Below are 26,990 nucleotides of genomic sequence, written 5' to 3' on the forward strand. Positions count from 1 at the left end.
GAGAGCGGCCATGACCCTGCTGCGCGGCGCCCTGATCGAGTACGGCACCGACCTGATCGGCCCGATCCCGAATGTGGTGATCTTCCAGTTCAACCCGGAATCGCTGACGCGCACCCTGGAGATTCCGCCGCGCCCCACCGGCGCCACCCAGCGCGAGACCGCCCAGGCCGGCGAGAAGACCTTCGAGAAGATCAGCTTCAAGGCCCACTTCAGCGCCGCCAACATGCTCGACGAGGGTAAGGCGCTTGCCCAGTTGTTCGGCATCGGCCCACAACTGGCAGCGCTGGAAAAGATGGTCCTGCCCAGTTCGAAGCTCGCCGGCCTCATCGGTGCGGCGATCGATGCCATCGGCGACGCCCTGGGCGGCGGCGGCGATGACGCGCCGGCGCAACCCATCCCGCGAGAGAAGTATCCGCGCATCCTGTTCATCTGGGGCCTCACGCGGGTCCTGCCGGTGACCATCGACTCCATGAGCATCTCCGAGCTGGAGTACGACGCGATCCTCAACCCGACCCGTGCCGAAGTGGACATCCAGCTCAGCGTCATCGCCGTCGACGACTGGTCCGACGATGTGCTGGCCAAGGGCGCCCTGGAGTACTCGACCATCGCCAAGGAAGCCCAGGCCATCGCCAACCTGGCCAACACCGCCGAGCAGATCGTCGAACTGATCCCGCTCTAGGAGATACCCCATGTTCCTGACCAATTCCCGCTACTCCCGCGTCGCCACAGTGCAGACCACCACCTCCACCGGCGAAGCCGTGGTGGCGCTGAAGCTGCGCCAGCTGACACCCACGCGCGGCGAGCCGCAGATGGTGCAGGCGGGCGACCGCCTCGACCTCTTCGCCCACGCCCGCACGGGCGATGCCACGCAGTTCTGGCACGTCGCCGACGCCAACAGCGCGCTGGATGGCCGCAGCCTGGTGGAAACCCCCGGCGAAACCCTGCTGGTACCCGGGAGCTGACCATGGCCGAGCAACGTTTCCGCGTCTGGTTCGGCGACAGCGCCGCAAGCGAGGAGCAGCTGCGTCGCATCGAGGAAATCGAGGTCACCCAGGAAATGGACGCCCTCTGGGAAGCCCGCCTGCGCATGGTGCTCTGCCTGGACGCCAACGGTGCCTGGCTGCACTGGCCGGGCGAAACCAGCGAACCCTTCTCCCGCGTGCGGGTCGAGCTCGACATCGGCAACGGCCGCTTCGCCCCGCTGATCGATGGGCCGCTGGTGAGCATCGACGCCGCCCTCGACTCGCAGCCCGGCCGCAGCGTCGCGACCATGGTGGTGCGCGACGACAGCGCCTTCCTCAACCGCGACGAGGAAACCGAGCCGACCTTCGAGAACCGCAAGGCCAGCGATATCGCCAGCGAGCTGTTCGGCCGCTTCGCGCAGATCGGCGACACCCGCATCGACGCCACCGAGTCCACGCCCGAGACCACCACCCGGCGCGGCACCGTGCTGCAGTTCCTGCGCGAGCTGGCCACAGACAACGATCGCCATGCCTATGTCCTGCCCGGGGATGCGCCCGGCGCCAGCATCGGCTGCTTCCTGGCCGACCCGGAGGACGCCACCGACCTGCCGCCGCTGGTGCTGCTCGGCGCCGGCCGCAACCTCGCCAATGCCAGCGTCAGGCAGGACCCGGACGGCGGCGAACGCAGCCACGCCCAAGTGCTGCGGGTCGACGACCAGGGCGTCACCCACTTCGAGACCAGCGCCGCCGACCTCGGCCTGATGCGCGCCCTGCCGGCCCAGCCGGCGGACCTCACGCCCCGCCGGCTGATGCCCCCCGCGGACATCACCGGCGAAGACCCGACGGCAGCCACCACCGCGCGGGCGCGGCGCCAGGGCTACATCTTCCGCCTGGTGAGCCAGGTCATTCCCGGCAGCTACGGCGGCCTGCTGAACCCCTACCTCAAGGTGCGGCTGGACGCCGGCGCCACCCCCTACAGCGGCGACTACCTGATCACCAAGGTGGTGCACCGCATCACCCCGTCGCTCTACACCCAGGAACTCGAAGCCAAGACCAACTCGGTGTCCGAGGTTTCCGGCGCGGCGGTGGCCGAGGCCCTGGGCGGCGGCCTGCAACTCTCGGTATCGGCGAACGTGGAGATCTTCTGATGGACGATCTGATGGAAAGCACCGTCGAGCGGCTGGTCGAGCGCGTCGCCGGCAGTTACTTCGGCAAGTACCGGGGCACCGTCACCGATGTCGGCGATCCGAACGGGCAATGCCGTATCCGCGCCACGGTGCCCGCTGTACTCGGCGAGCACCCCTGCGGCTGGGCGCTGCCGGCCGCGCCCTTCGCCGGTGACGGCTACGGCATGGTGCTGCTGCCCAAGGTGGGCTCGGGGGTGTGGATCGAGTTCGAGGCGGGCCGGCTCGACCAGCCGATCTGGTCCGGCGCCTGGTGGGCCTCGGACCAGCAGCCCCAGCCCCGGGACCCGGAGGTGCGGATGATCATCTCCGAACACGGGCACAAGGTGATCCTCGACGACAAGAACGACAAGGTGGAGATCCACCACGGCGATACCAGCATCCCCAAGTCGATTGTCATCAGCGCCAGCGAGATCCTGATCACCTGTGGCGCCTGCGAGATCAGCCTGACCAACGGCTCCATCTCGCTGAACAAGGGCGTCATCAAGGTCGGCCCGGCCGGCGTGAGCCTGGTGAACGGGGCGATGAGCTTCGGGACGCCGCCGACATGATCCCGATCCTCACCACCAGCAGCACGGTGATGTGCCCCCATGGCGGCACGGCGCAGCTCATCACCAGCAACACCCTGGCGCTGGTGGACGGCGCGCCGATGCTGCTGCAGACCGACGTGCACCCGATAGTCGGCTGCCCGTTCGCCCCCAGCGCCCCCTCGCCCTGCCTGACCATCCGCTGGGTGACCGCGGCGACCCAGACCTCCATCGACAACGTACCGGTGCTGCTGCAGACCAGCGTCGGCCTCTGCCTCAACGCGGCGCAGGCGCCCCAGGGCACCGCCCTGGTGGTGCAGACCCAGCAGAAAGCCAAGGGGATATGACATGGCACTCTCCAACGGGCGGCACCTCGCGTTCCCCTTCCGCATCGGCAGCGACGGACGCACGGTCGCACCGGCCAATGACGACGCCCATGTGCGCGACGAGCTGCTGCAACTGCTGCTGACCAGCCCCGCCGAGCGCCTGTTCCTGCCCGAGTTCGGCGGCGGCGTGCGCAAGCTGGTCTTCGAGCCGGCCTCGGAAGCCCTGCGCGGCGTGGTCAAGGCGCGTATCACCAACGGCCTGTCGCGCTGGCTCGGCCACCGGCTCACGGTGGAGCTGATCGATGTGGTCTGGGACGACGCCGCGGCGACGCTGGAGGTGACGGTGAAATACCGGCCGGCCGGCAGCCCGGACTCGCGCGTCATCAAGTTCCAGCGCAACTCCCGATAGGACCCTCCCGCCATGGCAGCCATAGTCTTTCCCGACCTGGTCGACGATCGCGCCGACGTGCTCCAGGGCCACGGCCTCGACGGCCTCAAGCTCGCCCTGGTGTCGCTGCCGGCCGGACCGAACCCGGGCCATGCGGACCTCGAACTGCACTTCTTCAACGGCCTGCACCTGGCAGCGATCCTTGCCGATATCGGCGCCGACCCGGTGCGCGCACGCCAGGTGTTCCGCCTGCGCGGCGGCGCGCGCATCGTCGCCGGCAACGCGGCCGGGCAGGTCCAGGTCACGGCCGTTGCCGGCCTCGACGCGACACGCCTGGCGCTGCGCATCGAGCCGGTCGGCGACTACTCGACCTACCGTCTCGAACTGGTCTGGAACGCCAGCCTGATCGACCCCTTCTTCAGCGCCATCGGCTTCCGCTTCCGCCCCGGGTGCTTCACCAACGACTGCGCGCCGCCGCAAGCGGGCCGCCCGCCTGCGCCAAACCCGGCCATCGACTACCTGGCCAAGGACTACGACTCCTTCCGCCACACCCTGATGGTCGCCATGGCCGAGCGGGTGCCGGGCTGGGCCAGCACCAGCGAGGCCGACCTGGACCAGGTGCTGATCGACCTGTTCGCCGCCGCCGCCGACGAACTCAGCGACTTCCAGGACCGCGTCATGGCCGAAGCCTACCTGGCCACCACGCGCAAGCGCGTTTCCCTGGCGCGTCACGCGCGGCTGGTCGACTACCACCTGCACCAGGGCAACCAGGCCAGCACCTGGCTGGCGCTGGACGTGGTGGAGGGCCAGGCGCCGTTCAGCCTCGACGACCAGGAACTGGTGGCCTGGACCGGCGACGACCCGCCCGCGGACGACGCCCTGTTCTTCGCCAGCCGCCAGCGCCGGCTCGAAGCGCCGCAGCGCCAGCGCCTGGACCCGTTGCTTAATCGCCTGCGCCTGCATACCTGGCGCGATGCGCAACCGGCGCTGGCCGCCGGCAGCACCAGCGCGGACCTGGTGCCCCTGGCCGGCCTCGCCTCGCAGGCGCAGGCCGATGCGCTGCGCGACCTGGTGCGCGACGGCCTGTGGCGGGAGCTGCTCATAGCCGAGGTGCTCAACCCACTGACCGGCGCCCTGCCCGGCCGCAATCCCGGCAAACGGCAATTACTGCGCCTGCTGCCCGGCGACGACCCTGACCGTGGCGGCGCCGAATCCGTCCTCGACCCACTGACCGGCACCTGGATGGTCCGCGTGCACTGGCGCGAGGACGATGCGCTGCGCTTCGACTATGCCTTCACCACCTTCTGCCCCGGCCCGCCGCCCACCAGCGTGACAGACATTTCCATCTTCTACGGCAACCTGCTGCCGGTGCACGAAGGCCGGCCGCTGGAGGTGCACTTCCACGAAGCGGGCACGCTGCTGCCGAGCGACAGCGATCAGGTCAAGCATCGCCACTACCGGCGCCTGGACCGCTTCGGCGATGGCCGCGACTGGGTACTGGCGGCCCTGCCCGATGCCGGGCCACTGGCCTACCTGCCCCCGCGCGACGGTGCGGCGCCGACCGGGGAAGAGCCGGCACGTTCGACCCTGTGGCTGCAGGTGGAACCGCCCGGAGCCGCCCGCGAGCAATGGGACGAGGTGGAGAGCCTGGTGCACAGCGACGACTCGGCGGAAAACGGCGACCACTACATGGTGGAAACCGACGAGCACCGGCGCAGCCTGCTGCGCTTTGGCAACGGCAGCAAAGGCCGCCTGCTGCCCACCGGCGCCGTGGTGCATGCCCAGTACCAGGTCGGCGGCAACCACGCGGGCAACATAGGCGCCGACCAGCTGGTCAATGCCGGGCCCCTGAGCGGCGCGCTGAACGGTGCGGTGGTCGCGGTGACCAACCCCTTCGACGTCACCGACGGGCGCGATCCGGAGCCGGCCGAACGCATCCGCCGCAACGCCCCCGAGGCCTTCCGTGCGCGCCAGCTGCGCGCCGTCACCCTGGCCGACTATGTGCGCCGCGCCGAAGAGGTCAGCGGCGTGTCGCGGGCGGTGGCGCGCTACGCCTGGACCGGCAGTTGGCGCACGGTGCGCATCGCCATCGACCCGGCCGGTTTCACCGCCCTGGGCGACGAGCGCTCCGACGCACTCTGGGACGAACTGCGTCCGCGCGTGGCCGCCCACCTGGAGGCGGTCCGGCTGATCGGCGAAGACATCGAACTGCGCCCGCCACGCTACGTGCCCCTGGAAATCCGCATAGTGGTCTGCGCGGACGAAGCCTACTGGCGCGAGGACCTGCGCTTCGTGCTGGAGCAGGAGTTCTCCGATGCCTGGACGTCCGATGGCCGCCCCGGTTTCTTCCACCCGGACCAATGGACCTTCGGCCAGTCCCTGCACCGCAGCATGCTCGAAGGCCGCATCCAGCGTATCGCCGGGATCAGGCATGTGGTGAGCATCAGCATGAAGCGCTTCTCCGCGCCCTTGCCCGGCATACCCGGCGCAGCGGTGCTGGAGATGGGCTTCGACGAGACCGTGCTGCTGGCCAACGACCCTGACCACCTCGAACGCGGACTGGTCCGCTTCGAGATCCAGGGCGGGAGGCGATGATGGCGTGCAATCCCCTGATCACCGATCCCTTCATCTTCCCGCGCCGCGCCGACAACCGCCCCGGCCTGCCGCGCATCGCCTACCGCATCGGCCGTTATGCCGATTTCCTCGAGGCGATGAGCCGCAGTATCGACGCCGCCCCGGAGCTCACCGCCTGGACCCACCGCGGGGCCGACGATCCCGGCATAGCGCTGCTGCAAGGCGCCGCCATCCTCGGTGACATCCTCAGTTTCTACCAGGAGCACTACGCCAACGAGGCCTACCTGCGCACCGCCGCCTGGCGCGAAAGCGTGGCCGAACTGGTGCGGCTCACCGGCTACCGCCTGGCGCCGGGCATCGGCGGCCGCGCGACCCTTGCCTTCGAGGCGCGCGGCGAGCTGCCGGTCAGCATCCGCCAGGGTTTCGCGGTCAAGGTAGAGTTGGAAAACCAGGCGACACCCGCCGATTTCGAGACCAACGCCGAGCTGCTCGCCTGGCCGCACCTCGGCCGCTTCAACCTATACCAGCCGCGGCACTATGAGCCGACCCTGGCCACCGGCAGCACCGCGTTCGAGCTGCATGGCGTGGACAACGCCACCGACAGCGCCAGTCTTGCCGCCTTCGACCTGAAGGTCGGCGACCGCCTGCTGCTGCAGTCGCCGGAGCCGGGCTGGACCAGCGGCGGGACGAGCCTGGGCAGCCAGCAGGCGCCCCAGGTGGTCAAGGTCAAGCAGGTCACGCGCCGGCTCGGCCGGGTCCTGGTCGAGATCGAAGCGCCCCTGCAGCAGGCCTGGACCCAACCGGTCACGGCCTATCGGATCAACCGCTCGTTCCGCCACTTCGGCCACAACGCACCGCCGCGGACGGTGACCAGCAAGAAGAGCGGCAGCGAGATAGTCGGGGCGCTGGAGTCGACTACCTGGTTCGAACGGCATATCGAGAAGGACCACAGCTGCTACAACACCAGCGCATCCATCCCCCTGCCGTCGACATTGATTCCGCTGGATGCGGAGATCTCCGACCTGCAGCCGGGTACCCAGGTGATAGTGCAGACACGGGTCGGCAAGAGTGGTGTCGCCACACCGGTGGCGCTGAGCGTCGTGCGCAGCATCGCCGCGGTCGAGACCCGCACCATCGGCTTCGGCAACCTCAACGCGGCGAGCACGCTGCTGACGCTGAACCAGCCGCTGGTCAAACACACAGGGCTGGGTTCCCCCTTCAGCGACGTGCGCGACTACCTGCTGCACGAAGTGACGAGCCCGACGCTCCGGCTGAAACCGCTGTCCGCCCCCACCGGCAGCGCCTTCGCCAACGGCAGCAACGCCCTGTTCTTCTACGGCACCGCCAGCCAGGCGCGGGCCCTGGCCGGGCGGCGCCTGTACCTGGCGCACCCGGACGGGCGCAGCCTGGAACTGGTCTGCACCAGCAGCGTCGCCACACCGACGCCGGATGTCGCGCAGCCCTGGCCCTTGAGTTTCGACCGCCCGCCCCTGCCTTTCGTACCGGCCGACTTCGACGAAGCCGCCCCCCTGGTCAGCGTGTTCGGCAACCTGGTCGACGCCTCACAGGGCAAGCGCGAGCGCGACGCGGTGCTCGGCAATGGCGACCAGCGCCAGGCCTGGCAGACCTTCCCGTTGCCGAAATCACCGCTGACCTACTTCCTCTCCGCCGGCGGCGTGCCGCCGCAAACCCCGGAGCTGGAGATCTGGGTCGAGGGACGTCGCTGGGCACGGGTCGACGCCTTCTACGGGCGAGGCGCGGACGAGCAGGTCTACATAGTGCGGGAGAACGCCCAGGGCCAGAGCTTCGTGCAGTTCGGCGACGGCGAGACGGGCGCGCGCCTGCCCTCGGGCCTGAAGAACGTCGTGGCCCGCTACCGCAGCGGGGTCGGCGCCCATGGCCCGATCAAGGCCGGTGCCACGCCCAGCGCCAGCGAGCGTCCGCCCGGCTTCGACAAGCTGTCGCTCGCCGGCATCGTCTCCGGCGGCGCCGAGCCCGAGCCCGGCGACAAGGCGCGCGAGGCGGCACCAGGCAAGGTGCAGAGCCTGGGCCGGCTGGTCAGCATCCGCGACTACGAGAGCGAGACCCTCGGCGTGCCCGGCGTGGTGACCGCCGCCGCCGCGTGGGACCTGCATGCCGGCGTGCCCGCGGTGATCCTGCGGGTGCTGCTGGCGGCCGGACGCGAGGCCGAGTTCGCCGCCGTGCAGGCGACGCTGGCCCACGCCCAGCGCTGCCGTGGCCCGGACCGCTTCCCGCTGGTGGTGCAGCAGGCGTTGCTGCGCCATGCCTTCGTCGACATCAGCTATGCCCGCGACCCCGGCTTCCGCCAGGAGGATGTCGAGGCGGCCCTGCGCGCCGCCCTCGGCCTGGCCGGCGATAGCGCCAGCGAGCGCAGCGGCCTGTTCGGCCTGCACGGGCGGCGGCTCGGCGAGCCGGAGTACGCCAGCCGCATCGAGGGACATCTGCAGAACGTGGCCGGCGTGCTCTGGTGCAAGGTCAGCGCGCTCGGCCTGTTCGCCGCCGGGGTCGCCAACCCGGCCACGCTACCGCTGCCGGCGGCGCCCCGCCCGGCGGCGCAGGTCCTGCCATGCAGTGCCCATGAGCTGCTGCAACTGGCCGCGCAGCACCTCACGCTGACCCCGGTCAGCGAGCCATCCGCAGGGGAATGCCCATGAGCACAGTGCCGCTGTTCGAGCGCCTGCCGGAGATCTACCGCACCCGCGACGCCGAGGTCACGCCGGCGCACCAGCTGCGCGCCTACCTGGCGGCGGTGGAAGGTCCGTTCGGCGCGCTGCACCAGCACATCGCGCAGCTCTACGAAGACCTGTTCATCGACACCTGCGACGACTGGGTGATCCCCTATCTCGCGGACCTGCTTGGCACCACCCACCTCAAGGGCGACCCGCGCACCCTGCGCGCCGACGTGGCCGATACCATCGCCCTGCGCCGACGCAAGGGTACCCTGGGGGCCATAGAGCGGCTGGCAGTCAACCTCACCGGCTGGGCCTGCCGCGGTGTCGAACTGCGCGAGAACCTCGCCTGGTCGCAGCACCTGAATCACCAGCGGCCCGACGCCGGCGGCGAGCCGCCATACGGCACCCCGGCGCTGACGCGCTTCGACGTGCCCCGGGGCGGCACCGCGCCGATCCGCGACCCGGCCACACTGGCATTGCTCGGCACGCCCTTCGACCCCTTCGCCTACAGCGCCGACCTGAAGCCCGCGCTGGACGACCAGCGCCACCTGAACCTGCCCAACCTGGCGATCTTCCTCTGGCGGCTCGCGGCCTATCGCCTGCCGCGGGTGCTGCCGTTGGCCAAGGGCGCCATCGATCTCGGCGTGCAGCCCCCGGGGCTGGCGCGCTTCGCCTTGCGCTTCGACCTGCACCCTCTGGACATCCCGGTACGGCTGTTCAACACCAGCCGCCCCGGCTTCCTCCGCCCCGGCACGTCGGGCGGGGTGATCTCGCCGCTGACCGAAGCCGATGCCGTGCCCGGGCCGATGCTCGATGCCCGCCTTACCAGCGGCTCGCCGGCGGGCCATCCCGAGGCCTATGTGCAGGTCGATTTCTACGACGCCGGCAGCACGCCGCCGAGCGGTTTCGACCTGGGCGACGTCGGCCTGCAGCTGTTCATGCCGCAGACACTGGCACCGCTGCTGGTGCCCCCGGCTCCGCTCCCCGAGTGGCGCTGGCGCTATCGCGGCGACAATCTCTGCGCCTGGGAAACCGGCCTGCGCCGGCCGCTGCGGATCGGCGAGATCGTCATCGACCCGGATATCGGCCGCGTGCTGGTCGGCGTGGAAACGGCAGAGCAGGCCGACGAGCTGATAGGGCTGGAGGACGGCAGCCCGGTCTCGCGCCTGTATGCCAGCTTCACCTATGGCGCCACCGGACCGGTGGGTGCCCACCCCGTGTCGCGCCACTACCCGGTGCTCGCGCCCACGGCGGAGCTGCGCCGGGTCGGCGAGGTCGTCGGGGGCATGACCCTGCAAGCCGCACTCGATGGCCTGGCCGATGCGAGCGGGCCGGTGGTGATCGAGATCCATGACAGCCTGGTGCACCGCATCGATATTTCACTGTTGCCCGGCACCGCCATCGACGGCACCCATTCCCTGCGGCTCGCCCAGTCGCTGACCATTCGCGCCGCCGGCGAACACCGGCCGATCCTGCTGCTGGCGCAACCGCTGTCGCTGCGTCCGGTGGTGGCCGGCGACGCCACGCCGTTCGAGCCCCAGGTGCGCTTGCAGGGCCTGTACATCGCCCCCGACGAAGCCGTGCCCTTCCCCACCGGCCAGGCATTGATCGACCGGGCGGCGGTGGCGCGGCTGGAGATCATCGGCTGCACGCTGGCGCCGGGCGGCCACAGCCTGCGCAATGGCGACCGGGCGCCCATGCAACCCGCGCTGCGCCTGGTGGACGGCTACGGCTTCAGCGACCAGGACGACATCGACGCCTTCGTCCCCACGCCCGATATCGTGATCCAGCGCTCCATCACCGGCAGTCTCGCGGTCGACCTGCGCTACCGGCTCGATATCCAGGACAGCGTGATCGACGCCGGCCTGGGTTTCGACGATGCGCCGACCGGGCTGTACGCCATTGCCGCCGCGACCGATCCGACGAACAACTGGGCGGCCGCCCTGGACTTCGCCGGCCTCACCTGCTTCGGCCCGGTGCGGGTGGCCGCGGTTGGCGGCCTGGGCGGCATCTTCACCCAGCGCTTCGAGGTGCTGGACAACCAGCGCGGCTGCATCAAGTGGAGCGCGTTCAGCAGCGCCGCCGACCGCCTGCCGCCCAACCATTTCTGTGTCCATGCGCCGGACGCCCGCGTGCTGTTCACCTCGGAACGCTTCAACGACCCGGGTTACGCGCAGCTCCAGCGCGAAACCGACCGCCGCGTGCGCGAACTCGGGCCGGACGACGATGCCATGGGCGCCTTCGGTTTCCTGCTGGAGGCGCACAAGTGGACCAATCTGCACGTGCGGCTACGGGAATTCATGCCGGTTGGCGTGAGGCCGCTGGTAGTACCCGTCACCTGACGAAGGGGGAGCCATGCAAGGCGATTTCTCCGTACTGAACTTCGACCCCCACCAGCACGAACGCGGGGTCAACCCGCCGTCCCTGGGCCCATTACGCAACCTCAGCGGCGTGCTGCACCAGCAGGGCCGCGTGACCCTCGACGCCGACCTCACCGAAGGCGAGCTGCTGGAGCTGGGCTGGAACGGCCAGGCCGGGCGCGACATCATCGGCGCCGGCGTCTGCGCGGTGCCCGCCTCGGAGCCGCAGGGCTTCCGGGTCGAAGCGGCCATGGTCAACGCCGGCCAGGTGCAGCTGATGCTGCGCCCCGGGCGCGCCTGGGTCGATGGCATCCTCACCCGCCTGGCGGGCGCTACGCCCGACCCGCTAGTACCGGTGGCACGCCTGGCGACCTATCTCGGACCGCCGCTGGCCACCCCCGTGCCGACCTCGGACCAGATCACCGACGGCACGCGCGATGCGGTGATCCTGGAAGTCTCGGAAGAGTCCCTGCACGGCTTCCAGTATCCGCACCGGCTGATCGAACCGGCACTCGGCGGCCCGGACACCGCCGAACGCGCCTTCGTCAATTTCCGCCTGCGCCTGCTGCGCCTGGCAACGGGCGAAGACTGCACCACGATTCTCGGCAAGCTGCGCGACGACCCGGCGTCCAAGGGGCGTCTCAGCGTGTCCCTGCAACCGGTGATTGAACTGGTTGGCGATTGCCCGGTGGTCGGCGGTGGCGGCTATACCGGCTTCGAGCATTGCCTGTACCGCATCGAGATCGCCGAGGTTCCGCCCGGTGCGCCCGCGCGCTTCAAGTGGAGCCAGTGGAATGGCGGCCTGGTCGGTCGCGGCCGCTTCGACTCAACCACCGACCCGGACCGGGTGCTCATCGATGCCGGCCGTGCCGCCATCGTCAATTCCGGCCTCACCGAGTTCTACCTGGAGGCCCTGCAATACGACGAGCTGGTCGGCGCCTGGACAGTGGTGTACGGCACCATGGCCACCCTCGATACCGATCACGACCTGGAACTCGCCGCCCCCGCCAGCTTCGGCACGCTTCCGGCCACTACCGACTCGGTGTTCTTCCGGCTGTGGAACGGTATCGCCGACATCACCGCGTTTCCCGATGCCGGCGCCCCCGCCCCGCTGCGCGACGGTATCCTGCTCGCCTTCGACGCGCCGAGTGCCGGCAACTACCGGCCGGGGGACTACTGGACCTTCAGCGTCCGCGCCGGCGAGATCGCCAACCCCGTGGTGCTGATCGACAACGCGCCGCCCAGCGGCATCGTCTACCACCGCGTGCCGCTGGCCGAGATCAACTGGACCGCCCGGCGTAATACCGAGATCTCCGGCAGCATCGAGGACTGCCGCAAGCGCTTCCGTCCGCTGACCAACCAGAAGCTCTGCTGCACTTTCCTGGTGGGCAACGGGGTGAGCAGCTTCGGCGACTTCAACTCCCTGGAGGAAGCCGCCACCCACCTGCCGGCGGCCGGCGGCGAGCTCTGCCTGCTGCCCGGCGTGCACCGCACCAACCTGCGCCTGGAAGGCCGGCGCAACGTGAAGATCCACGGCTGCCGCTGGCGCACCCTGGTACTGCCGCGCACGGAAACCCGCAGCCAGCCGCTGCTGCATTTCGTCGACTGCGCGGGCATCGAAGTCTGTGACCTCGACCTGGTGAGCTTCGACGCCATCGCCGTGCGCATCGACGGCAGCCGCGAAGATGGCTGCCGCGACCTGAACCTGCACGACAACCGCATGATCGCGCGCACCAATGCGATCCGCGCCACCGACGCCGCCGGGCTGATCATCTCGGCGAACCGCCTGCACCTGCTGGACACAGTCGATGGCCGCGCGACGCTGTCGATCGCCGCCGACGACGTCCTGGTCGAACGCAACACCCTGGTGCTGCTGCCCTTCATCGATCAGACGCCCGACGAGCCGGACGAACCCGACGACGACCCGACCCGCGACCCCGCCGATCCCTGCGCCCGGCCGGAAATCCTCTACCGGCATCCGCTGCTGGTGCAGCAGTACGCCTTCGCCGCATGGGCCGTGCTGATCGCGCAACTGCTGCCGCAACAACCCTACCGCGCCATCGGCGGCATCCATGTGCGCGCCGGATCAGAGCGCGTGCGCATCCTGGAAAACGCCGTGGTCGGCGGCGCCGGCAATGGCATCACCCTGGGTGGCGACCTCGACCCGGTCGCGCCGCCACCACCTCCCGAGGCTCCCGCCATCCTCGCCGCGGCACCGGCGAATGCCGCGCCCCAGGCCACCGTCAACGTCACTTCCACCGGGCAGTTCCTCGCCCTGGTGCAGGACGAACAGGGCCAACCGCTGCCCGGTGTCGACCTCTATCTGGAAGACGCCACGGTCGCCACCGACCGCAGCGATGCGCAGGGGATGGCCAGTATCAAGGCCGCCCCGGGCAGCTACCGGCTCGATGTGTCGCCGCAGTACCAGGTGCTGCGCGTGGCCGAAACGCGGGACGAAGGCGTGCTGGTCAACGCCGTGACGCTCGCGGCCCGCGCCGCCTCGCGCGGCCGTGGCTTCCTGCACCAGATCACCATCGAGGCCAACGACATCTCGATGATGGGCCTCTCCGGCATCGGCTTCGTGCCGCGCAGCGGCACCGACCTGAAGGGCCCGACCCGGGCGATACCGGGCAACGACCCGAAGGCCGCGTTGCTCGCCTACCTCGACGCCGCGCTGCTCAACCTCGCGCTGACGCCGCTGCTGCGTGCCACCGACCCGGTGCGCGACCTGGTGGTCCTCAACAACCGCCTGCACCACAACCTGCGCAATCCCTTTACCGACGCACTGCTGGCCGACGCGCAGTTCATCGGTCGGGGCGGTGTCTCCCTGGCCATGGTCGAAGCGGCACGGATCAGCGGCAACCACATCCATGACAACGGCCCCCGCGCCGTCGACCCGGTGTGCGGCGTATTCGTCGGCTACGGCGACAACCTGGAGATCACCGACAACGTGCTCGCCGCCAATGGCGCCACCACCACCGGCTTCGAGGAGAACCGCAACGCCGGTATCCGTGGCGGCCTGTACATCCGTTTCGCCGGGGCGCTCACCGCACAGCTGTCCACCTCGAGCGGCCGCCATGCCGCCCTGCGCGTGCACGACAACCGCATCGACCAGCCCGCCGGCAGAGCCCTGACCGCCTTCGCCTTCGGCCCGGTGTCGGTGGCCAACAACCACTTCAACAGCGAATTCAGCGGCCTGTTCGGCTTCCTCGACACGGCCGTGGGCGGGGTGCTGCTGCTCAACCTCGGCGGTATCCACCGCCTGCTGGCGCGTGTCTACGGCGCCTATCTCGCATTCGAGCCGACGGCGGCCGGAAGCAATCGCTACAGCACCCTGGCCGAACGCACGCTGCCCGGCGGCGAGACCCTGTTCGACGACAACTACGTGCGCCTGGGCCTCCCCAACCGCTCGATCACCTCGCAGCTGTTGCTGGCCGTGGACGACCTGGGCTACGCCTCGAACACCTCGGCGGTCTATCGCGCCGATCCCTTCTTCGCCAACGCCGTGCTGATGGCGGACAGCGTGCGCGCCACCGCGTCGAGGCTGCGCGAAGACGTTTCGCGGACCCTCTCGCTGCTGACCACCGGCATCCGCATGAACATGACGGCCCTGAACCAGGCGGACCACTGCATAGTGGCCCAGCCGAGCGCCGGGACGAGCCCCTTGCCGACGGTGGACCAGCCCAACCAGGTACTGGACGCCGCCCTGTGCAGCCGGCTCTTCACCAACCGCGCGGCCATCGGCCAGTTCCTCGTCACGGTGCTGGCGGCCAACGCCGAACAACTCGGCGGCACGCTCTCGTCCAGCGCTTTCTCCTCGGCCGAGCTGACCACCCTGACGCAGCAGACCACCGCCCGCGCCATCGTTCAGGTCAATGCGAGTCAGGTCGCCACCACCAAGGCCTACCAGACCGAGGCGGCGCGCATGACGCAGAAGCACGGCGCCGGGCACCCGACCAGCGTGGCCCTCACCGCCAAGAGCCAGGCTGGCGCCGAAACCAGCCGCCTGCTGGCCACCAGCGCGGAAACCCTCTCGGTCAGCGTGCCGACGGCGCCCGAAGGCGGTTCGACCTTCAGCGGCCGCTTCATCAATGACCGTGGCCAGGGCCTGGCCGATCACTCGGTCACCCTGCTGCGCAGCAACGGCAGCCAGGTCGAAAGCGTCGGCCGCACCGACGCCGCCGGCGCCTTCAGCGTCGCCTATGACAGCGCCCAGACTGCACGCCTGGGCAAGGAAGGCGAGCTGTTCGCCCGGGTAACGGACCTGGCCGGCAAGGAAGTGCTGCGCGACAGGACCGCTCTGCGCTTTACCGCCGACGCCACCCTGCAGGCCACGCTGGTGGTGCCGGTACGCGTGGTGCCGAAATCGGTGGCGGTCAACGGCACGCTGATCTACGGCACGTCCACCGCCTCCACCGAGCCTAAGCCGCAACCGGCACCCGAACCCACACCGCAACCGACGGTGCGCACCCCGCTGGACAAGCTCGACCTGGACGAAACCACGCACAAACAGCTGGTCGCCGGCGGCATCCAGGATGTCGAGGGGGTAGTCGAGACCAATCCGAAGACGCTGGTCAGGATCGTCGGTAGCGCCGAGCAGGCGGAGAAACTGACTGAAATGGCGAAGCTGGTCCTGGGGCAGGCGCCAGCGCCGAAACCTGCCCGCACTGCCCGCGCGGTCGCGAAGAAACCCTCACCGAAGAAATAGCCATCGCAGTTTGGCCGCCAAGGCAGCGGCCCGCAGCAGGAGGACAGCATTGGCCATGTTCACGACATTGCAGGAAGCCGACTTGCATCGAGCGCGCCGAGACGACGGGGCAATGGCGAATCCCACGGCTTCGGGTCCGCCGCATCCAGCCGTTGTCCAGGGGCGGCTTTCGCGTTCGCCTTGTGCCTGCGGCGGCACCTGTCCGCTCTGCCAGGCTAAATCCGCGCTCAAGGTCGGGGCCCCCGACGATGCCTTCGAGCGCGAAGCCAACGCGGTGGCCGACCAGGTGATGCGCATGGAGAGCGCAGCGCATCCACTCGGCCCCGCCCCCTCCGGTGTCCAGCGCAAATGCACCCAGTGCGAAAAGGAGAGCGAAGAGCCACTGCTGCAACCCAGGTCCGCATCTGCCGGTGCTTCGGCATCAGCGCCGACCGCGCCCGCCAGCGTCGACGCGGTTCTCGGCAGTACGGGCCGGGGCCTGGACGCGGACACCAGGGCATTCTTCGAGCCGCGATTCGCCCGGGACTTCTCCGGTGTGCAGGTGCACGCCGACTCGGCTGCCGCGCAATCGGCGCGGGACGTGAACGCCCATGCCTACACCGTGGGACAGCACATCGTATTCGATAGCGGCCGGTTCGCACCGGAAACCCGCGAGGGCCGGCACCTGCTCTCCCACGAGCTCGCGCATGTGGTGCAGCAATCGGGGGTGGGGAGCCATGGGCCAGGAAGTAGCGGATACCTGAGACGACAGCTCGATGACAGCGATGGCGGCACGCCGGGAACCGCCGATTCAGGAACATCCGGCTCCTATGATGGCGATAGCGCTGACGTCGAGATTCCCCCTGCACCACCTTCGAGTCGCGAAGCCGGGGGCGACGGCGCTGAAACCGCCGTCCCCATGGTGTCGGGGACCACGGCCGAGATCACCCTGGAAACCGGCAATACCGGCGCGGGGTTCCTCAACAACCTGGTTCACCAGCAGGTCTGCGTAGATCGGCCCTCGCGCGCCAAGCGCTGCTATTCCTTCGCCGCCACCGGAGCCCAGGCGCCGCAGTTCTCGTCGACCTGGCTGGGCTGGGACAGCTGGGTGACGGGCGCGATCCTGCAAGGTCAAGTCTACGATCCGGCTCCCGTCTCCGGCGCCAGCATCGTGAGTACCCATACGCCCACCATTGCCCAGGCCGACAACTGGGTCAATTACATGAACGGCAGCCGCCTGGGGCTGCAGGACGGTTATTCGGTCGCGCGCCACAACTGCCGGCTGTTCTCGCAATGGGAGTTCAGGGATGCGCCGAGCCACTGGTAGGCACCGTCCATGGTGACGGAGCGTCCATCGAGACTTTCGGCATGCCTCGGAATTCTTCGGAGCGCGCTGCTGGGATTCGCGCGAATCTTCATCGCGACGATACCGCCGCGCGATCTCACCATCACCCGGATCGGCGTTACCCGGATACGGATCAGGGCCTACTGGAATACCCATGGCCGCGTTCCGCCCAGTCTTTCCGACCTGCCGCCGACCCCCGGCCGCGACAACGCCACGGTCGATGGCTGGGGCCGCGATATCCTTTACCAGGTCAAAGGCAGCTCGACCGTCACGCTTACCAGCCTTGGCGCCGATGGGGAGGCTGGCGGCACGGGCCTGGACGAAGATATCGCCGTCAGCTTCGATGCCAGCGAATAGGAGACGATCCCATGGCTCTGGCGTTCCACCCACAGGAACCATCGCGCGCCCAGTCGTCAGGTCGCCTGTCCCGGGACGGCCCGGTGATGAGGCGGCAACCCGCCCAGTCGAAGAGGCAGGCGTCCCGGCAAATCCCGTTCGCCCGCTGCGCCTGCGGTGGCTTCTGTCCACGCTGCGACAAGACTTCGTCGCTGCAGACGAAACTGGCCATCAGCGAGCCGGGCGACAGTTTCGAACGGGAAGCGGACCAGGTGGCCCACGAGGTGATGGCAACGGCCACGGCACCCAGCATCAACGGCCTGTCATCACGCATCCGGCGCTTCGCGGGCAACGCCGGCGGGCAATCCATCGTTGTCCCCGATAGCGTGACGCAGACCTTGGCGAGCCCCGGCCAAGCATTGGAGCCGGCCCTGCGTCGGCAGATGGAGCCGCGCTTCGGCTACGACTTCTCCCAGGTGCGGGTGCATCTTGGCGACCAGGCGGAACGCTCGGCCCATGAGGTCGACGCCGAAGCCTACGCCGTGGGCCACGACATGGTGTTCGGCGCCGGCAAGTACGCTCCCGGCACCCGCGCCGGCCAGCAGTTGATCGCCCACGAACTGACCCATGTGGTCCAGCAGCGTGGCGCCGCGCGCAGCCTGTCCCGCTACCGCAGCAAGGGCCCGGACACCATCGCCTTCGACGCCGCCAACGAAACCCTCACCGATCCGAAGAAGCAGCCATGGGTGGAGAGCATCAGCATCCACTTCGACAAGGCGGTGGTGGATGACGGACACAAGGCCGATGCGAAGGCGGCCGGCCAACTGGAGCCACGCATGCCCACCGGCACTCTGGAGGCCAAGTACAGCAGCTCGTCGAGCAAGGTCCTGCCGAATGTGAAGCTGGCCATCGCCGGCGGCTCCACCATGCTCGGCATCGGTCTCACCGACCGGGTCAAGGACGCCAAGGTCAAGCGTCTGGAAGGCCTGGGCTATACCGACTCGGAGAATGTCCGGCTCGGCAACCTCACCGACCCGGTGGCGAAGAAGGGCAAGGGCGCGCGCTATTCCAAGAGCGGCGCCGGCACCATGAACTACGCGATCTTCTTCAAGGGCATCCAGGCCATCCACGAAGGGCTGCTCAATACCGGCTCGCACGCGTGCGTGCATGTCGGCAACGGCACCTCGATGCGCGACCTCAACTACCACACGCGGATTGGCGTCACCACGGTAACCGTGAGCTACGACAGCTCGGTGCTGGCGGACCTCTGTTGCCACCGCAAGAAGACCGGCAACACCAGTTGGAACACCAACCCCTGCGGTTCGACCAAGTGTCCCTGAGCGAAACCGGGGCGGGTCGCGACATCGGCTGGACTGGCCACGAACGAGGCAGCGATGACCATGAGCCTGGCATTCTCCCGTGACGATCGATCGCCCATGCGCGCCGCGCCGACCGCCGGCTTCGCGCGACAACCCGCCTCCACCGGCCGCGCCCGGATGCAACGCAGGGTCGGTCATTGCGCCTGCGGTGGCGGTTGCCCGCGTTGCGGGTGGTCATCCCCATTGAAGGTGGGCGCACCCGGCGATGCCCTCGAACGGGAAGCCGAGTCCGTGTCCGATCGACTGATGCGCCTGGCGCCGACCGTCGTGCCGGACACCACGGAGCCAATCGCCGCCACCCAGCCGGTGCGCGGCATTGGCGGTGCGGACAACCGGCAGCGACTAGCGCTTGCCGAGATCACGCCGTCGGCCAGGGTCGCGACGTCCTCCGACGCGGCGGCACCCGCAAGCGTTCACCGGGCACTCGCCTCGCCGGGCCTGCCACTGGCCACCGATACCCGCAGGTTTTTCGAATCAGCCTTCAGCCACGATTTCTCGGCGGTTCGGGTGCACACCGACGCAGCCGCGCGCCAGTCGGCGCAAGACCTCCACGCCCAGGCCTATACCCTCGGCCATGATGTCGTGCTGGGCGCCGGCGCCGCCGCTACAACGAGCCCGGCAGATCGGCGCCTATTGGCCCACGAGCTCACACACGTCGTGCAGCAACACCGCGGGTCGAGCAGCACCGTGATGCGTAGCTGCAGCGACGAAAACTTCTGCCAGCCCTATGACAGCCAGGAGGAAATCGACAGCAGCAAGTGGTGGCTGACCAATACCTACATGCGCGCCGAAGGCGTGGAGACCTATGGCACGGAAGTGAAGGGCCTGTATGAAAGCTTCCTCAGCCGAAGCCCGGGCGACAGCCTCGACCCGGTGATCTTCGACAGCGACTCGAGCTACCTGGTCTCCGCCTTCAAATCCTCCTGGGACACCAAGGACGATATGGACGCGGTGATCGAAATGGTCGGCAATCGCCTGAGCAGGGCACCGGGCTGGCCAATGCGCGATGGCGATCGCTGGGGCATGTCGTTGGCCAACTTCCTCTCCGCCGATGAGATGGCCAATCGCCCGATCAACTACAGCAATCCCCTCTCCATTGCCGGGCACATAGCCGGGAATATCGGCAGCAGCGATGCGGGCGATGACTATCGAAAGATCACCTACGGCAATGTCACGCTGGAAAAGACCGTCCTGATGGGAAATACCGGCTACGTCAGCGTCGAACTCACCCCAAGGTACGAAGTATTCGACGCCATCGATTTCTGCCCGGGGGACTGCGGCTCATACGCCGAACAATGGGTCACCATCCCGATGAGTCGGCTGGAAGCCAGCGGTGCCGCCTACGATGTCCCGTTCAAGGTGCGCTTCACGCCGGAAACCCGATCGGAGCGGTTCTGGTTCTAGATTCCAGGTTCTGCCGCGCCTGCATCCAGCCCTACGCATGATGCAGGCAGCACGCAGGGGGGAATGCCATGTTCACGCTGATGCACGAAAAGCCGACATCGCGCGTCCGTTCGGTGGCTCGGCCCACGCTTGCGCGGAGTGCGAGTCCGGTGATCCAGCGAGCGCCCTCCTGCGCCTGCGGCGGGGCTTGTCCACGTTGCCTGGCCAGGCAACCGCCGGCCATGAGATCGCACGCAGCGACACCCGCCGTGACGGGTGCGCCCCTATCGGACAGCCCGGAATCTCCATCCGTACGGCCGGGACAGCCTGAAGGCACCGCACTGCCCTGGGTCCCCCTGCCGGGACTGCCGGCGGCATGTGTAGTGAAATCCGCGCTTCCGTTCTCTCGCAGCGGGATCATCCGCTCCTCGACCGGATCGGTCCGCGAAAGCTTCGAGGTCCGGGTGGAATGGTCCAACTCCAAGGATCGCCGCAAGGAAACCTCCTATTGCGCGGCGGAGTGCGGCGAGTATCACCAGTTCGTCAAAGGTTTCATGAAATCTTCCTCGAACAAGGACGGTAGTGACTTGAAAGACGTGTCCGGAAAGGTCTTCGGTGGCAAAGCCCTGGATCAGAACAACTTCCAGGAAGACGGGCTCGACAACGACCCCAAGGCGCGTTACGGGCATCGCATGGAAAAACAGACTATGGACGAGTCGTACCTTCCGAATCGGGCAACGGGCGACAAATACGTCGGTAAGGATGCGCCGGGCGTCTTGATCGGAACCTTCGCCGACTTCGACCTGACGTTCGTCGGCGTACTTGCGGATACGTGCAACGGAACCGAGAAGGTTTCCGACCCGTGGCGGGTGTCGTTCCGCGGCGTCATCAGGCCCTGAAGGCCGTCATCATGGGAACCTTGCACGCCACCGAACCATCGCGCCTGCGACCCGCGCAGCGCCCCGTCAAACGGCCCGCCGACTTTACTCAGCGGCACACCGGCGGAGAAACGGACATCCGTCGCCGCGCACCCAGCGGGTGTGCGTGCGGTGGCTCCTGCCCGCGCTGTCAGGCGCCCGAGCACGAAACTGGCAACCCGCTCGCAAACTTCCGCCTGTCGCGAGTGAGTCTGAGGGGCGAGGTTGGTGAAGCATTGGCAGATGACGGGGTGGCGGATGAGACGGCGTTTGCACCTGAAGAAACACCCACTCCGGAGACCCCACTTGGCAGCACCGCCGACTGCCCTGTGACCGCGGTATTTTCCTCGATGCTGGCCGGCACTGAAAAGGCTAGCTGCCAGGTGCCGCAAGGCCAATTCGGCGTAGCGCGACTGGCACGATTCACACTACGAGGCCTGCCACCGGGTGGCGGGTCCGTCACGATCCAGGAGCAGTTCACCAAGATCGACGATCCCTGTGGACTGTATCCCGCACTCAAGCCGAACAGCTTTACGACATCGCAGGCGATCTTCGACGACTGCTACATGATCGCGTCGAAGGAACCGCTGCCCGAGGAGTGCACCTTGACCGTCGAGCAGAATCACCTGTTGAACGGAAAGATCATCAGCAAGAACCGCATCACGTTCGGGCCGAGATCACTTCGTTTCTGTTCGTTCCCGCGTCTGCCGGGATCCTGTGATTTTTCCAGCCGGTGCAAGAAGTGATGCCCCACACGCGTTTTGTCGACCTGTCGAATGAGCCGTGGGAGGGACCGACCGACTCTCCGCCGATGAAATGGCCAATCGCCCGATCGACTACAGCAACCCGCTCTCGGTTGCCGGGCACATAGCCGGGAATATCGGCCAGCACGCAGGAGGAAAAATGCCATGGCCATGTACAGCACGATGCAGGAGGAGCGCGCGCCCAGGGCGCGCAGCCCGGACGCCGCACGGCAGACTTGCGCGACAGCCGGTCCCCCGCGACCGGTCCCGGCCCAGCGCAGGTTCGCTCGTTCGACCTGCGCCTGCGGCGGCCACTGCCCCAGTTGCAGAGCTGAAACCCAGCCGCCCGGTTCCCGCCAGGCGCGCAACGGCGACGGGGCCGCGACGGCCGATGAGGCCGCGCCCCAGGCGGAAGCGGCGGCCACCCCCGCCTTCCGTGACTGCAGCGAGCGCATCACCGGCATCACCGACGCCAACGAACGCCTGGAAACCGCCCGCCAGCGCGCCCGCGAATTCGTCGGTGCAGCGCGTCGCGCCCTGGGCGCCGCACCGGCGGCCGGCACCACCTACGAGACGGCGCTCGGCCGCCACTTCATCACCCCCAGCGCCGCCAACCGCGCCACCATCGAGGACAACTACCGGCAGATCCTCGGCACCCTGGTGGCGTCCAACTACATCTGCAACAGCCAGAACATCTGCGAAGGCGAACAGGCCTTCTGGATCGAGTCCGACGACCTGGTCCACGTCTGCCGGCCGTTCTGGGAGCTGTCGCCGACCTGCCGCGCCATCATCCTCATCCACGAAGGCGCCCACGACGTCGGCATCGGCGTGGCCGGCGCGCACCCGCCAAACCGGGGCAGCGCACAGTACCCCACCGGCAACACCGCCGCCCCCGCCGGCCAGACCACCGCAGGCCGCATGGACAACCCGGATGCCTACGCCTTCTTCGGCGCGCACATATGGCGCGACACCGATACCGGACGGTCCTGCTTCTAGGCGGCCGCACGGCTGAAGAGCCCACTCGCCTTCACCGGGAACCCCGACCGTAGGTTGGCGCTGAGCGCAGCGAAGCCCAACGATCCCGGGCACCCGGTGCAGCCCCGCCTCAGCCCGTAGGGTGGAAAGCGCTCTTCTTTCCAGCGGCAATCCCGCTCGGCGCGATCCACCCTACAGGTGCCTCAACACGGCAACCGCTCATTGGCCCGCCCCACCTCCTCCACCAGGAAGTCGATGAAGGCCCGGGTCTTCTGTGGCATACGCCGGGCGGAGGGATAGACGGCATTGATGCTGATGGGCGGCGCCTGCCAGTCGCAGAGCACGGCCTGCAACCGGCCGGCGGCCAGCGCTTCGTCGACGATGAAGCTGGGCAGCAGGGCGATGCCCATGCCGGCTTCGGCGGCCTGGGCGAGGAAGTCGCCGTTGTTGGCGTGCACGGGGCCGGTGACCTGCACGCGACGGGTCTCCTGGCCGTCGCTGAGGCTCAGGCTGACCCCGCTCTGCAAGTAGCCGTAGCCGAGGAAGGCATGGCTGGCCAGTTCCTCCGGCGACTGCGGTATCCCGGCCTTTGCCAGATAAGCCGGTGAGGCCACCAGGAAACGCGGCGCCGGCGCGATGGTGCGGGCGACCATGGAGGAGTCCGCCAGGCTGGCGATGCGGATGGTGACATCGAAGCCGCCGCGCACCGGGTCCACCTGCTGGTCGCTGAGCACCAGCTGCAATTCGATCTGCGGATGCCGCTCATGGAAGAGCGGGATCAGCGGACCCAGCTTGCGCAGCCCGAAGGACATGGGCGCATTCACCCGCAACACCCCCCGCAATTCCCCTACCCCATCCCGCGCCCGCTGCTCGGCCTCGTCCAGGGCCGCCAGCAGGTCCCGCGCCGATTCGAAATACTCCGCCCCCGCTTCGGTCAGGTGCAGGCTGCGCGTCGTGCGAACCAGCAACTGCACACCGATCGCCTCCTCCAGCGCCTGCACCTGCTTGCTCACCGTGGAGCGCGGCACATCCAGCACCCGCGCCGCGGCGGCGAAGCCGTTGCTGCGCACGGTCTCGATAAAGGCGCGCATGCATTCGACCCTGTCCATCTATGTCTCCATTTCAGAATCAATGATGTTCAATTTTAGCTAATTGTTTCTCTCAATGGGCGAGCACAAACTTCATCCCACGTCGGAACCAAACAGCCTCCAGGTTGAGGCACCGGCCAGGAAGAACCCACTACCCATCGCTCCAGGAGAAATGCCATGTCCATCCGCGAACTGCTGAACCCGACCAACTCCGCCCTGATCCTGATCGACCACCAGCCGCAAATGGCCTTCGGCGTGCAGTCCATCGACCGCCAGCAACTGAAGAACAACACCGTGGCCCTGGCCAAGAGCGCGAAGATCTTCAATGTCCCGACCCTCCTCACCAGCGTGGAAACCGAAAGCTTCAGCGGCTACCTGTGGCCGGAGCTGCTGGGCGTGTTCCCCGGCCAGCAACCCATCGAACGCACCTCGATGAACTCCTGGGAAGACGAGAAGTTCGTCGCCGCGGTGAAAGCCACCGGGCGCAAGAAGCTGGTGATGGCCGCGCTCTGGACCGAGGTCTGCCTGACCTTCCCGGCCCTGGAAGCCATCGAGGCCGGCTACGAGGTGTACATAGTCACCGACGCCTCCGGCGGCACTTCCCAGGAAGCCCATGACATGGCGGTGCAGCGCATGATCCAGGCCGGCGCCATTCCGGTGACCTGGCAGCAGGTCCTGCTCGAATACCAGCGCGACTGGTCGAAGCGGGAAAGCTACGACGCCGTGATGGAGCTGGTGCGGGAGCACAGCGGCGCCTACGGCATGGGTGTGGACTACGCCTACACCTTGGTCCACAAGGCTCCGCAACGTCAGGTGAAGTAACGCCCCGCAGGCCGGACGCGAACGCCGCGTCCGGCCTTCTTCCATCCGCTGCACGGAGCACCCCGTGATGACCCCGGACGACGTCGTGACCCTGCTGATCCGCCACCGGATCAGGAAGGGAGAGGAACAGCGATACGAAGGCTGGCTGCGCCGTATCATCGGTGTTGCCAAAGGCTATCCCGGCCACCTCGGCATTGACGTGGTACGCGACCGCAAGGGCGGCCTGCACCACTTCACCAGCATCCTGCGCTTCGCCTCCACCGCCCAGCTGCAGACCTGGCTGGACTCGGCGGACCGCCGCCAGCTCATCGAGGAAGTCAGCCCCCTTCTCGTCGATGGCGACCAGCTGGAAATCAACCCCGAACGGGAGTTCTGGTTCACCCCGGCCCCGACCGATGCACCCCAGCCGCCGCGCTGGAAGCAGGCCTGCGTGACCTTCCTGGTGATCCTGCCGCTCGCCCTGCTCGTGCCGCTGCTCTTGCAGCCGCTGTTCAGGCTGGCGCCCTGGCTCGGGGGTTACGTGGCAAGCAATGTGCTGATCACCGCCAGCATCGTGTTGCTGGTCGTCTATCTTTTCATGCCGCCGGTGACGCGATTTTTCGCCAGCTGGCTGAACACCCGCTGATCCAAGGAGGACCAAATGAGCGAAGACCCATCCAGCAATAGCCGCCGCCAGTTCCTCGCCGCAAGCACGGTGCTCGGCGCCGCCGGCGCACTCTGGTCCGCGCTGCCTTTCGCCGGCGCCACGGGCGGCGCCCACGCCACTACCTCCGGGGGTTCCATGACCGCTGACCTGATCCTCTTCAACGGCCGCTTCCACACTGTCGACCGCGAAAAACCCAACGCCAGTGCCGTGGCCATCAAGGACGGCAGGTTCCTCGCCGTCGGCAGCGACGCCGAGGCCATGGCCCATCGCGACGACGCCACCCGGGTGATCGACCTGAACCGGCGCACCGTCATCCCCGGCCTCAACGACTCGCACCTGCACCTGATCCGTGGCGGCCTCAACTACAACCTGGAACTGCGCTGGGAAGGCGTGCCCTCCCTGGCCGACGCCCTGCGCATGCTCAAGGCGCAGGCCGAGCGCACACCCTCGCCGCAGTGGGTGCGGGTGGTCGGCGGCTGGAACGAGTTCCAGTTCGCCGAGAAACGCATGCCCACGCTGGACGAGCTCAACAAGGCCGCGCCGGACACTCCGGTGTTCGTCCTCCACCTCTACGACCGCGCCCTGCTCAACCGCGCCGCACTCAAGGTGGTCGGCTACACCAAGGACACCCCCAATCCGCCCGGCGGCGAGATCCAGCGCGACGCCAATGGCGAGCCCACCGGCATGCTGGTCGCCCGGCCCAACGCGATGATCCTCTACTCGACGCTGAGCAAGGGGCCGAAGCTGCCGCTGGAGTACCAGGTCAACTCCACTCGCCAGTTCATGCGCGAGCTCAATCGCCTGGGCCTCACCAGCGCCATCGATGCCGGCGGCGGCTACCAGAACTACCCGGACGACTACCAGGTGATCGAGGAACTGGCCAAGCAGGGCCAGCTCAGCGTGCGCATCGCCTACAACCTGTTCACCCAGAAGCCCAAGGAAGAGCTGGCCGACTTCCAGGCCTGGAGCAAGTTGGTCAAGCCCGGCCAGGGCGACGACTTCCTGCGCCACAACGGCGCCGGCGAGATGCTGGTGTTCTCCGCCGCCGACTTCGAGGACTTCCTCGAACCGCGCCCGGACCTGCCGCAGACCATGGAGCAGGAACTGGAGCCGGTGGTGCGTCACCTGGTGGAGCAGCGCTGGCCCTTCCGCCTGCACGCCACCTACGACGAATCCATCTCGCGCATGCTGGACGTGTTCGAGAAGGTCAACCGCGACATCCCGTTCAACGGCCTGCCCTGGTTCTTCGACCATGCCGAAACCATCTCGCCGAAGAACATCGAGCGCGTTCGCGCCCTCGGCGGCGGCATCGCCATCCAGGACCGCATGGCCTTCCAGGGCGAGTACTTCGTCGACCGCTACGGCGCCAAGGCCGCCGAGCAGACCCCGCCGATCCAGCGCATGTTGGCCGAAGGCGTGCCGGTGGGCGCCGGCACCGACGCCACCCGGGTGTCCAGCTACAACCCCTGGACCTCGCTCTACTGGCTGGTCAGCGGCCGCACTGTCGGCGGGATGGAGCTGTACCCCCAGGGCCTTTCCCGCGAGACCGCGCTGCAGCTGTTCACCCACGGCAGCGCCTGGTTCTCCAGCGAGCAGGGCAAGAAGGGCCAGATCAAGGTGGGCCAGTTGGCCGATCTCGCGGCGCTGTCGGCGGA

At 68.2% G+C, this 26,990-nt stretch carries 21 protein-coding genes; 20 read left to right on the forward strand and 1 reads right to left on the reverse strand.

Features of this window, described 5'->3' with window-relative positions; all coding sequences use genetic code 11:
• From E8F12_RS01070 to E8F12_RS01150, 17 genes are all read left to right on the forward strand, one after another.
• A partial coding sequence (locus tag E8F12_RS01070) for a hypothetical protein (protein ID WP_280323433.1) occupies nt 1-679 on the forward strand: 679 nt, incomplete at its 5' end.
• A gap of 10 nt (nt 680-689) precedes the next feature.
• Nucleotides 690-962, forward strand: coding sequence for a hypothetical protein (locus E8F12_RS01075; RefSeq protein WP_280323434.1), 273 nt, complete (start codon nt 690-692; stop codon nt 960-962).
• A gap of 2 nt (nt 963-964) precedes the next feature.
• Nucleotides 965-2,110 (forward strand): hypothetical protein, encoded by a 1,146-nt coding sequence (locus E8F12_RS01080; protein WP_280323435.1) that lies wholly within the window; start codon nt 965-967, stop codon nt 2,108-2,110.
• Nucleotides 2,110-2,697 carry a phage baseplate assembly protein V gene (locus tag E8F12_RS01085; RefSeq protein ID WP_280323436.1) on the forward strand — a complete coding sequence of 196 codons (588 nt, stop codon included), beginning with the start codon at nt 2,110-2,112 and terminating at the stop codon, nt 2,695-2,697. Before E8F12_RS01080 ends, E8F12_RS01085 begins: the two co-directional genes overlap by 1 nt.
• The gene (locus tag E8F12_RS01090) at nt 2,694-3,020 is read left to right on the forward strand and encodes a hypothetical protein (RefSeq protein WP_280323437.1); all 327 of its coding nucleotides are present in this window, start codon (nt 2,694-2,696) and stop codon (nt 3,018-3,020) included. The genes E8F12_RS01085 and E8F12_RS01090 overlap by 4 nt, the downstream gene beginning before the upstream one ends.
• Before the next feature lies 1 nt (nt 3,021).
• A complete protein-coding gene (locus E8F12_RS01095; protein WP_280286787.1) occupies nt 3,022-3,408 on the forward strand; it encodes a GPW/gp25 family protein in 387 nt (128 codons plus the stop codon).
• Nucleotides 3,409-3,420: 12 nt separating this feature from the next.
• Nucleotides 3,421-5,982, forward strand: coding sequence for a baseplate J/gp47 family protein (locus E8F12_RS01100; protein ID WP_280323438.1), 2,562 nt, complete (start codon nt 3,421-3,423; stop codon nt 5,980-5,982).
• Complete coding sequence (locus tag E8F12_RS01105; RefSeq protein WP_280323439.1) at nt 5,982-8,636, forward strand: hypothetical protein; 2,655 nt, start codon at nt 5,982-5,984, stop codon at nt 8,634-8,636. The genes E8F12_RS01100 and E8F12_RS01105 overlap by 1 nt, the downstream gene beginning before the upstream one ends.
• Nucleotides 8,633-10,996, forward strand: coding sequence for a phage tail protein (locus tag E8F12_RS01110; RefSeq protein ID WP_280323440.1), 2,364 nt, complete (start codon nt 8,633-8,635; stop codon nt 10,994-10,996). Before E8F12_RS01105 ends, E8F12_RS01110 begins: the two co-directional genes overlap by 4 nt.
• Before the next feature lie 13 nt (nt 10,997-11,009).
• Nucleotides 11,010-15,722 carry a DUF6519 domain-containing protein gene (locus E8F12_RS01115; RefSeq protein WP_280323441.1) on the forward strand — a complete coding sequence of 1,571 codons (4,713 nt, stop codon included), beginning with the start codon at nt 11,010-11,012 and terminating at the stop codon, nt 15,720-15,722.
• A gap of 55 nt (nt 15,723-15,777) precedes the next feature.
• Entirely contained in the window at nt 15,778-17,028 is a 1,251-nt protein-coding gene (locus E8F12_RS01120) for a DUF4157 domain-containing protein (protein ID WP_280323442.1), read from the forward strand.
• A 9-nt stretch (nt 17,029-17,037) separates the two neighbouring features.
• On the forward strand, nt 17,038-17,403 hold the full coding sequence (locus E8F12_RS01125) for a type II secretion system protein GspG (protein WP_280323443.1): 366 nt from the start codon (nt 17,038-17,040) through the stop codon (nt 17,401-17,403).
• 86 nt (nt 17,404-17,489) lie between these two features.
• Nucleotides 17,490-18,722: a DUF4157 domain-containing protein gene (locus tag E8F12_RS01130; RefSeq protein WP_280323444.1), complete on the forward strand. Its 1,233-nt coding sequence runs from the start codon at nt 17,490-17,492 to the stop codon at nt 18,720-18,722.
• Between the two features lie 96 nt (nt 18,723-18,818).
• Nucleotides 18,819-20,165 (forward strand): DUF4157 domain-containing protein, encoded by a 1,347-nt coding sequence (locus E8F12_RS01135; protein ID WP_280323445.1) that lies wholly within the window; start codon nt 18,819-18,821, stop codon nt 20,163-20,165.
• 362 nt (nt 20,166-20,527) lie between these two features.
• The gene (locus tag E8F12_RS01140) at nt 20,528-21,043 is read left to right on the forward strand and encodes a hypothetical protein (protein ID WP_280323446.1); all 516 of its coding nucleotides are present in this window, start codon (nt 20,528-20,530) and stop codon (nt 21,041-21,043) included.
• Between the two features lie 11 nt (nt 21,044-21,054).
• Complete coding sequence (locus E8F12_RS01145; protein WP_280323447.1) at nt 21,055-21,807, forward strand: hypothetical protein; 753 nt, start codon at nt 21,055-21,057, stop codon at nt 21,805-21,807.
• Nucleotides 21,808-21,969: 162 nt separating this feature from the next.
• Nucleotides 21,970-22,800, forward strand: a complete 831-nt coding sequence (locus tag E8F12_RS01150) for a hypothetical protein (protein ID WP_280323448.1) — start codon at nt 21,970-21,972, stop codon at nt 22,798-22,800.
• Nucleotides 22,801-22,982: 182 nt separating this feature from the next.
• Here the strand turns inward: E8F12_RS01150 and E8F12_RS01155 are convergent, their stop codons facing one another.
• Nucleotides 22,983-23,888, reverse strand: coding sequence for a LysR family transcriptional regulator (locus E8F12_RS01155; protein ID WP_280323449.1), 906 nt, complete (start codon nt 23,886-23,888; stop codon nt 22,983-22,985).
• A 156-nt stretch (nt 23,889-24,044) separates the two neighbouring features.
• Between E8F12_RS01155 and E8F12_RS01160 the strand changes: the two genes are divergently transcribed.
• The 3 genes from E8F12_RS01160 to E8F12_RS01170 form a co-directional block, all read left to right on the forward strand.
• A complete protein-coding gene (locus tag E8F12_RS01160) occupies nt 24,045-24,689 on the forward strand; it encodes a hydrolase (RefSeq protein WP_280323450.1) in 645 nt (214 codons plus the stop codon).
• Nucleotides 24,690-24,756: 67 nt separating this feature from the next.
• The gene (locus E8F12_RS01165) at nt 24,757-25,314 is read left to right on the forward strand and encodes an antibiotic biosynthesis monooxygenase (protein WP_280323451.1); all 558 of its coding nucleotides are present in this window, start codon (nt 24,757-24,759) and stop codon (nt 25,312-25,314) included.
• Between the two features lie 156 nt (nt 25,315-25,470).
• On the forward strand, nt 25,471-26,990 hold a 1,520-nt coding region (locus E8F12_RS01170), incomplete at its 3' end, for an amidohydrolase (protein ID WP_280323452.1).

It is taken from the genome of Pseudomonas sp. BN102 (assembly GCF_029871245.1).
Taxonomy (GTDB): domain Bacteria; phylum Pseudomonadota; class Gammaproteobacteria; order Pseudomonadales; family Pseudomonadaceae; genus Metapseudomonas.

What these genes read in the sequence shown, in the direction of transcription:
- E8F12_RS01075 (WP_280323434.1), top strand. Translation starts at nt 690, where the DNA reads ATGTTCCTGACCAATTCCCGCTACTCCCGCGTCGCCACAGTGCAGACC.
- E8F12_RS01080 (WP_280323435.1), top strand. Translation starts at nt 965, where the DNA reads ATGGCCGAGCAACGTTTCCGCGTCTGGTTCGGCGACAGCGCCGCAAGC.
- E8F12_RS01085 (WP_280323436.1), top strand. Translation starts at nt 2,110, where the DNA reads ATGGACGATCTGATGGAAAGCACCGTCGAGCGGCTGGTCGAGCGCGTC.
- E8F12_RS01090 (WP_280323437.1), top strand. Translation starts at nt 2,694, where the DNA reads ATGATCCCGATCCTCACCACCAGCAGCACGGTGATGTGCCCCCATGGC.
- E8F12_RS01095 (WP_280286787.1), top strand. Translation starts at nt 3,022, where the DNA reads ATGGCACTCTCCAACGGGCGGCACCTCGCGTTCCCCTTCCGCATCGGC.
- E8F12_RS01100 (WP_280323438.1), top strand. Translation starts at nt 3,421, where the DNA reads ATGGCAGCCATAGTCTTTCCCGACCTGGTCGACGATCGCGCCGACGTG.
- E8F12_RS01105 (WP_280323439.1), top strand. Translation starts at nt 5,982, where the DNA reads ATGGCGTGCAATCCCCTGATCACCGATCCCTTCATCTTCCCGCGCCGC.
- E8F12_RS01110 (WP_280323440.1), top strand. Translation starts at nt 8,633, where the DNA reads ATGAGCACAGTGCCGCTGTTCGAGCGCCTGCCGGAGATCTACCGCACC.
- E8F12_RS01115 (WP_280323441.1), top strand. Translation starts at nt 11,010, where the DNA reads ATGCAAGGCGATTTCTCCGTACTGAACTTCGACCCCCACCAGCACGAA.
- E8F12_RS01120 (WP_280323442.1), top strand. Translation starts at nt 15,778, where the DNA reads ATGTTCACGACATTGCAGGAAGCCGACTTGCATCGAGCGCGCCGAGAC.
- E8F12_RS01125 (WP_280323443.1), top strand. Translation starts at nt 17,038, where the DNA reads ATGGTGACGGAGCGTCCATCGAGACTTTCGGCATGCCTCGGAATTCTT.
- E8F12_RS01130 (WP_280323444.1), top strand. Translation starts at nt 17,490, where the DNA reads ATGAGGCGGCAACCCGCCCAGTCGAAGAGGCAGGCGTCCCGGCAAATC.
- E8F12_RS01135 (WP_280323445.1), top strand. Translation starts at nt 18,819, where the DNA reads ATGCGCGCCGCGCCGACCGCCGGCTTCGCGCGACAACCCGCCTCCACC.
- E8F12_RS01145 (WP_280323447.1), top strand. Translation starts at nt 21,055, where the DNA reads ATGGGAACCTTGCACGCCACCGAACCATCGCGCCTGCGACCCGCGCAG.
- E8F12_RS01150 (WP_280323448.1), top strand. Translation starts at nt 21,970, where the DNA reads ATGGCCATGTACAGCACGATGCAGGAGGAGCGCGCGCCCAGGGCGCGC.
- E8F12_RS01155 (WP_280323449.1), bottom strand. Translation starts at nt 23,888, where the DNA reads ATGGACAGGGTCGAATGCATGCGCGCCTTTATCGAGACCGTGCGCAGC.
- E8F12_RS01160 (WP_280323450.1), top strand. Translation starts at nt 24,045, where the DNA reads ATGTCCATCCGCGAACTGCTGAACCCGACCAACTCCGCCCTGATCCTG.
- E8F12_RS01165 (WP_280323451.1), top strand. Translation starts at nt 24,757, where the DNA reads ATGACCCCGGACGACGTCGTGACCCTGCTGATCCGCCACCGGATCAGG.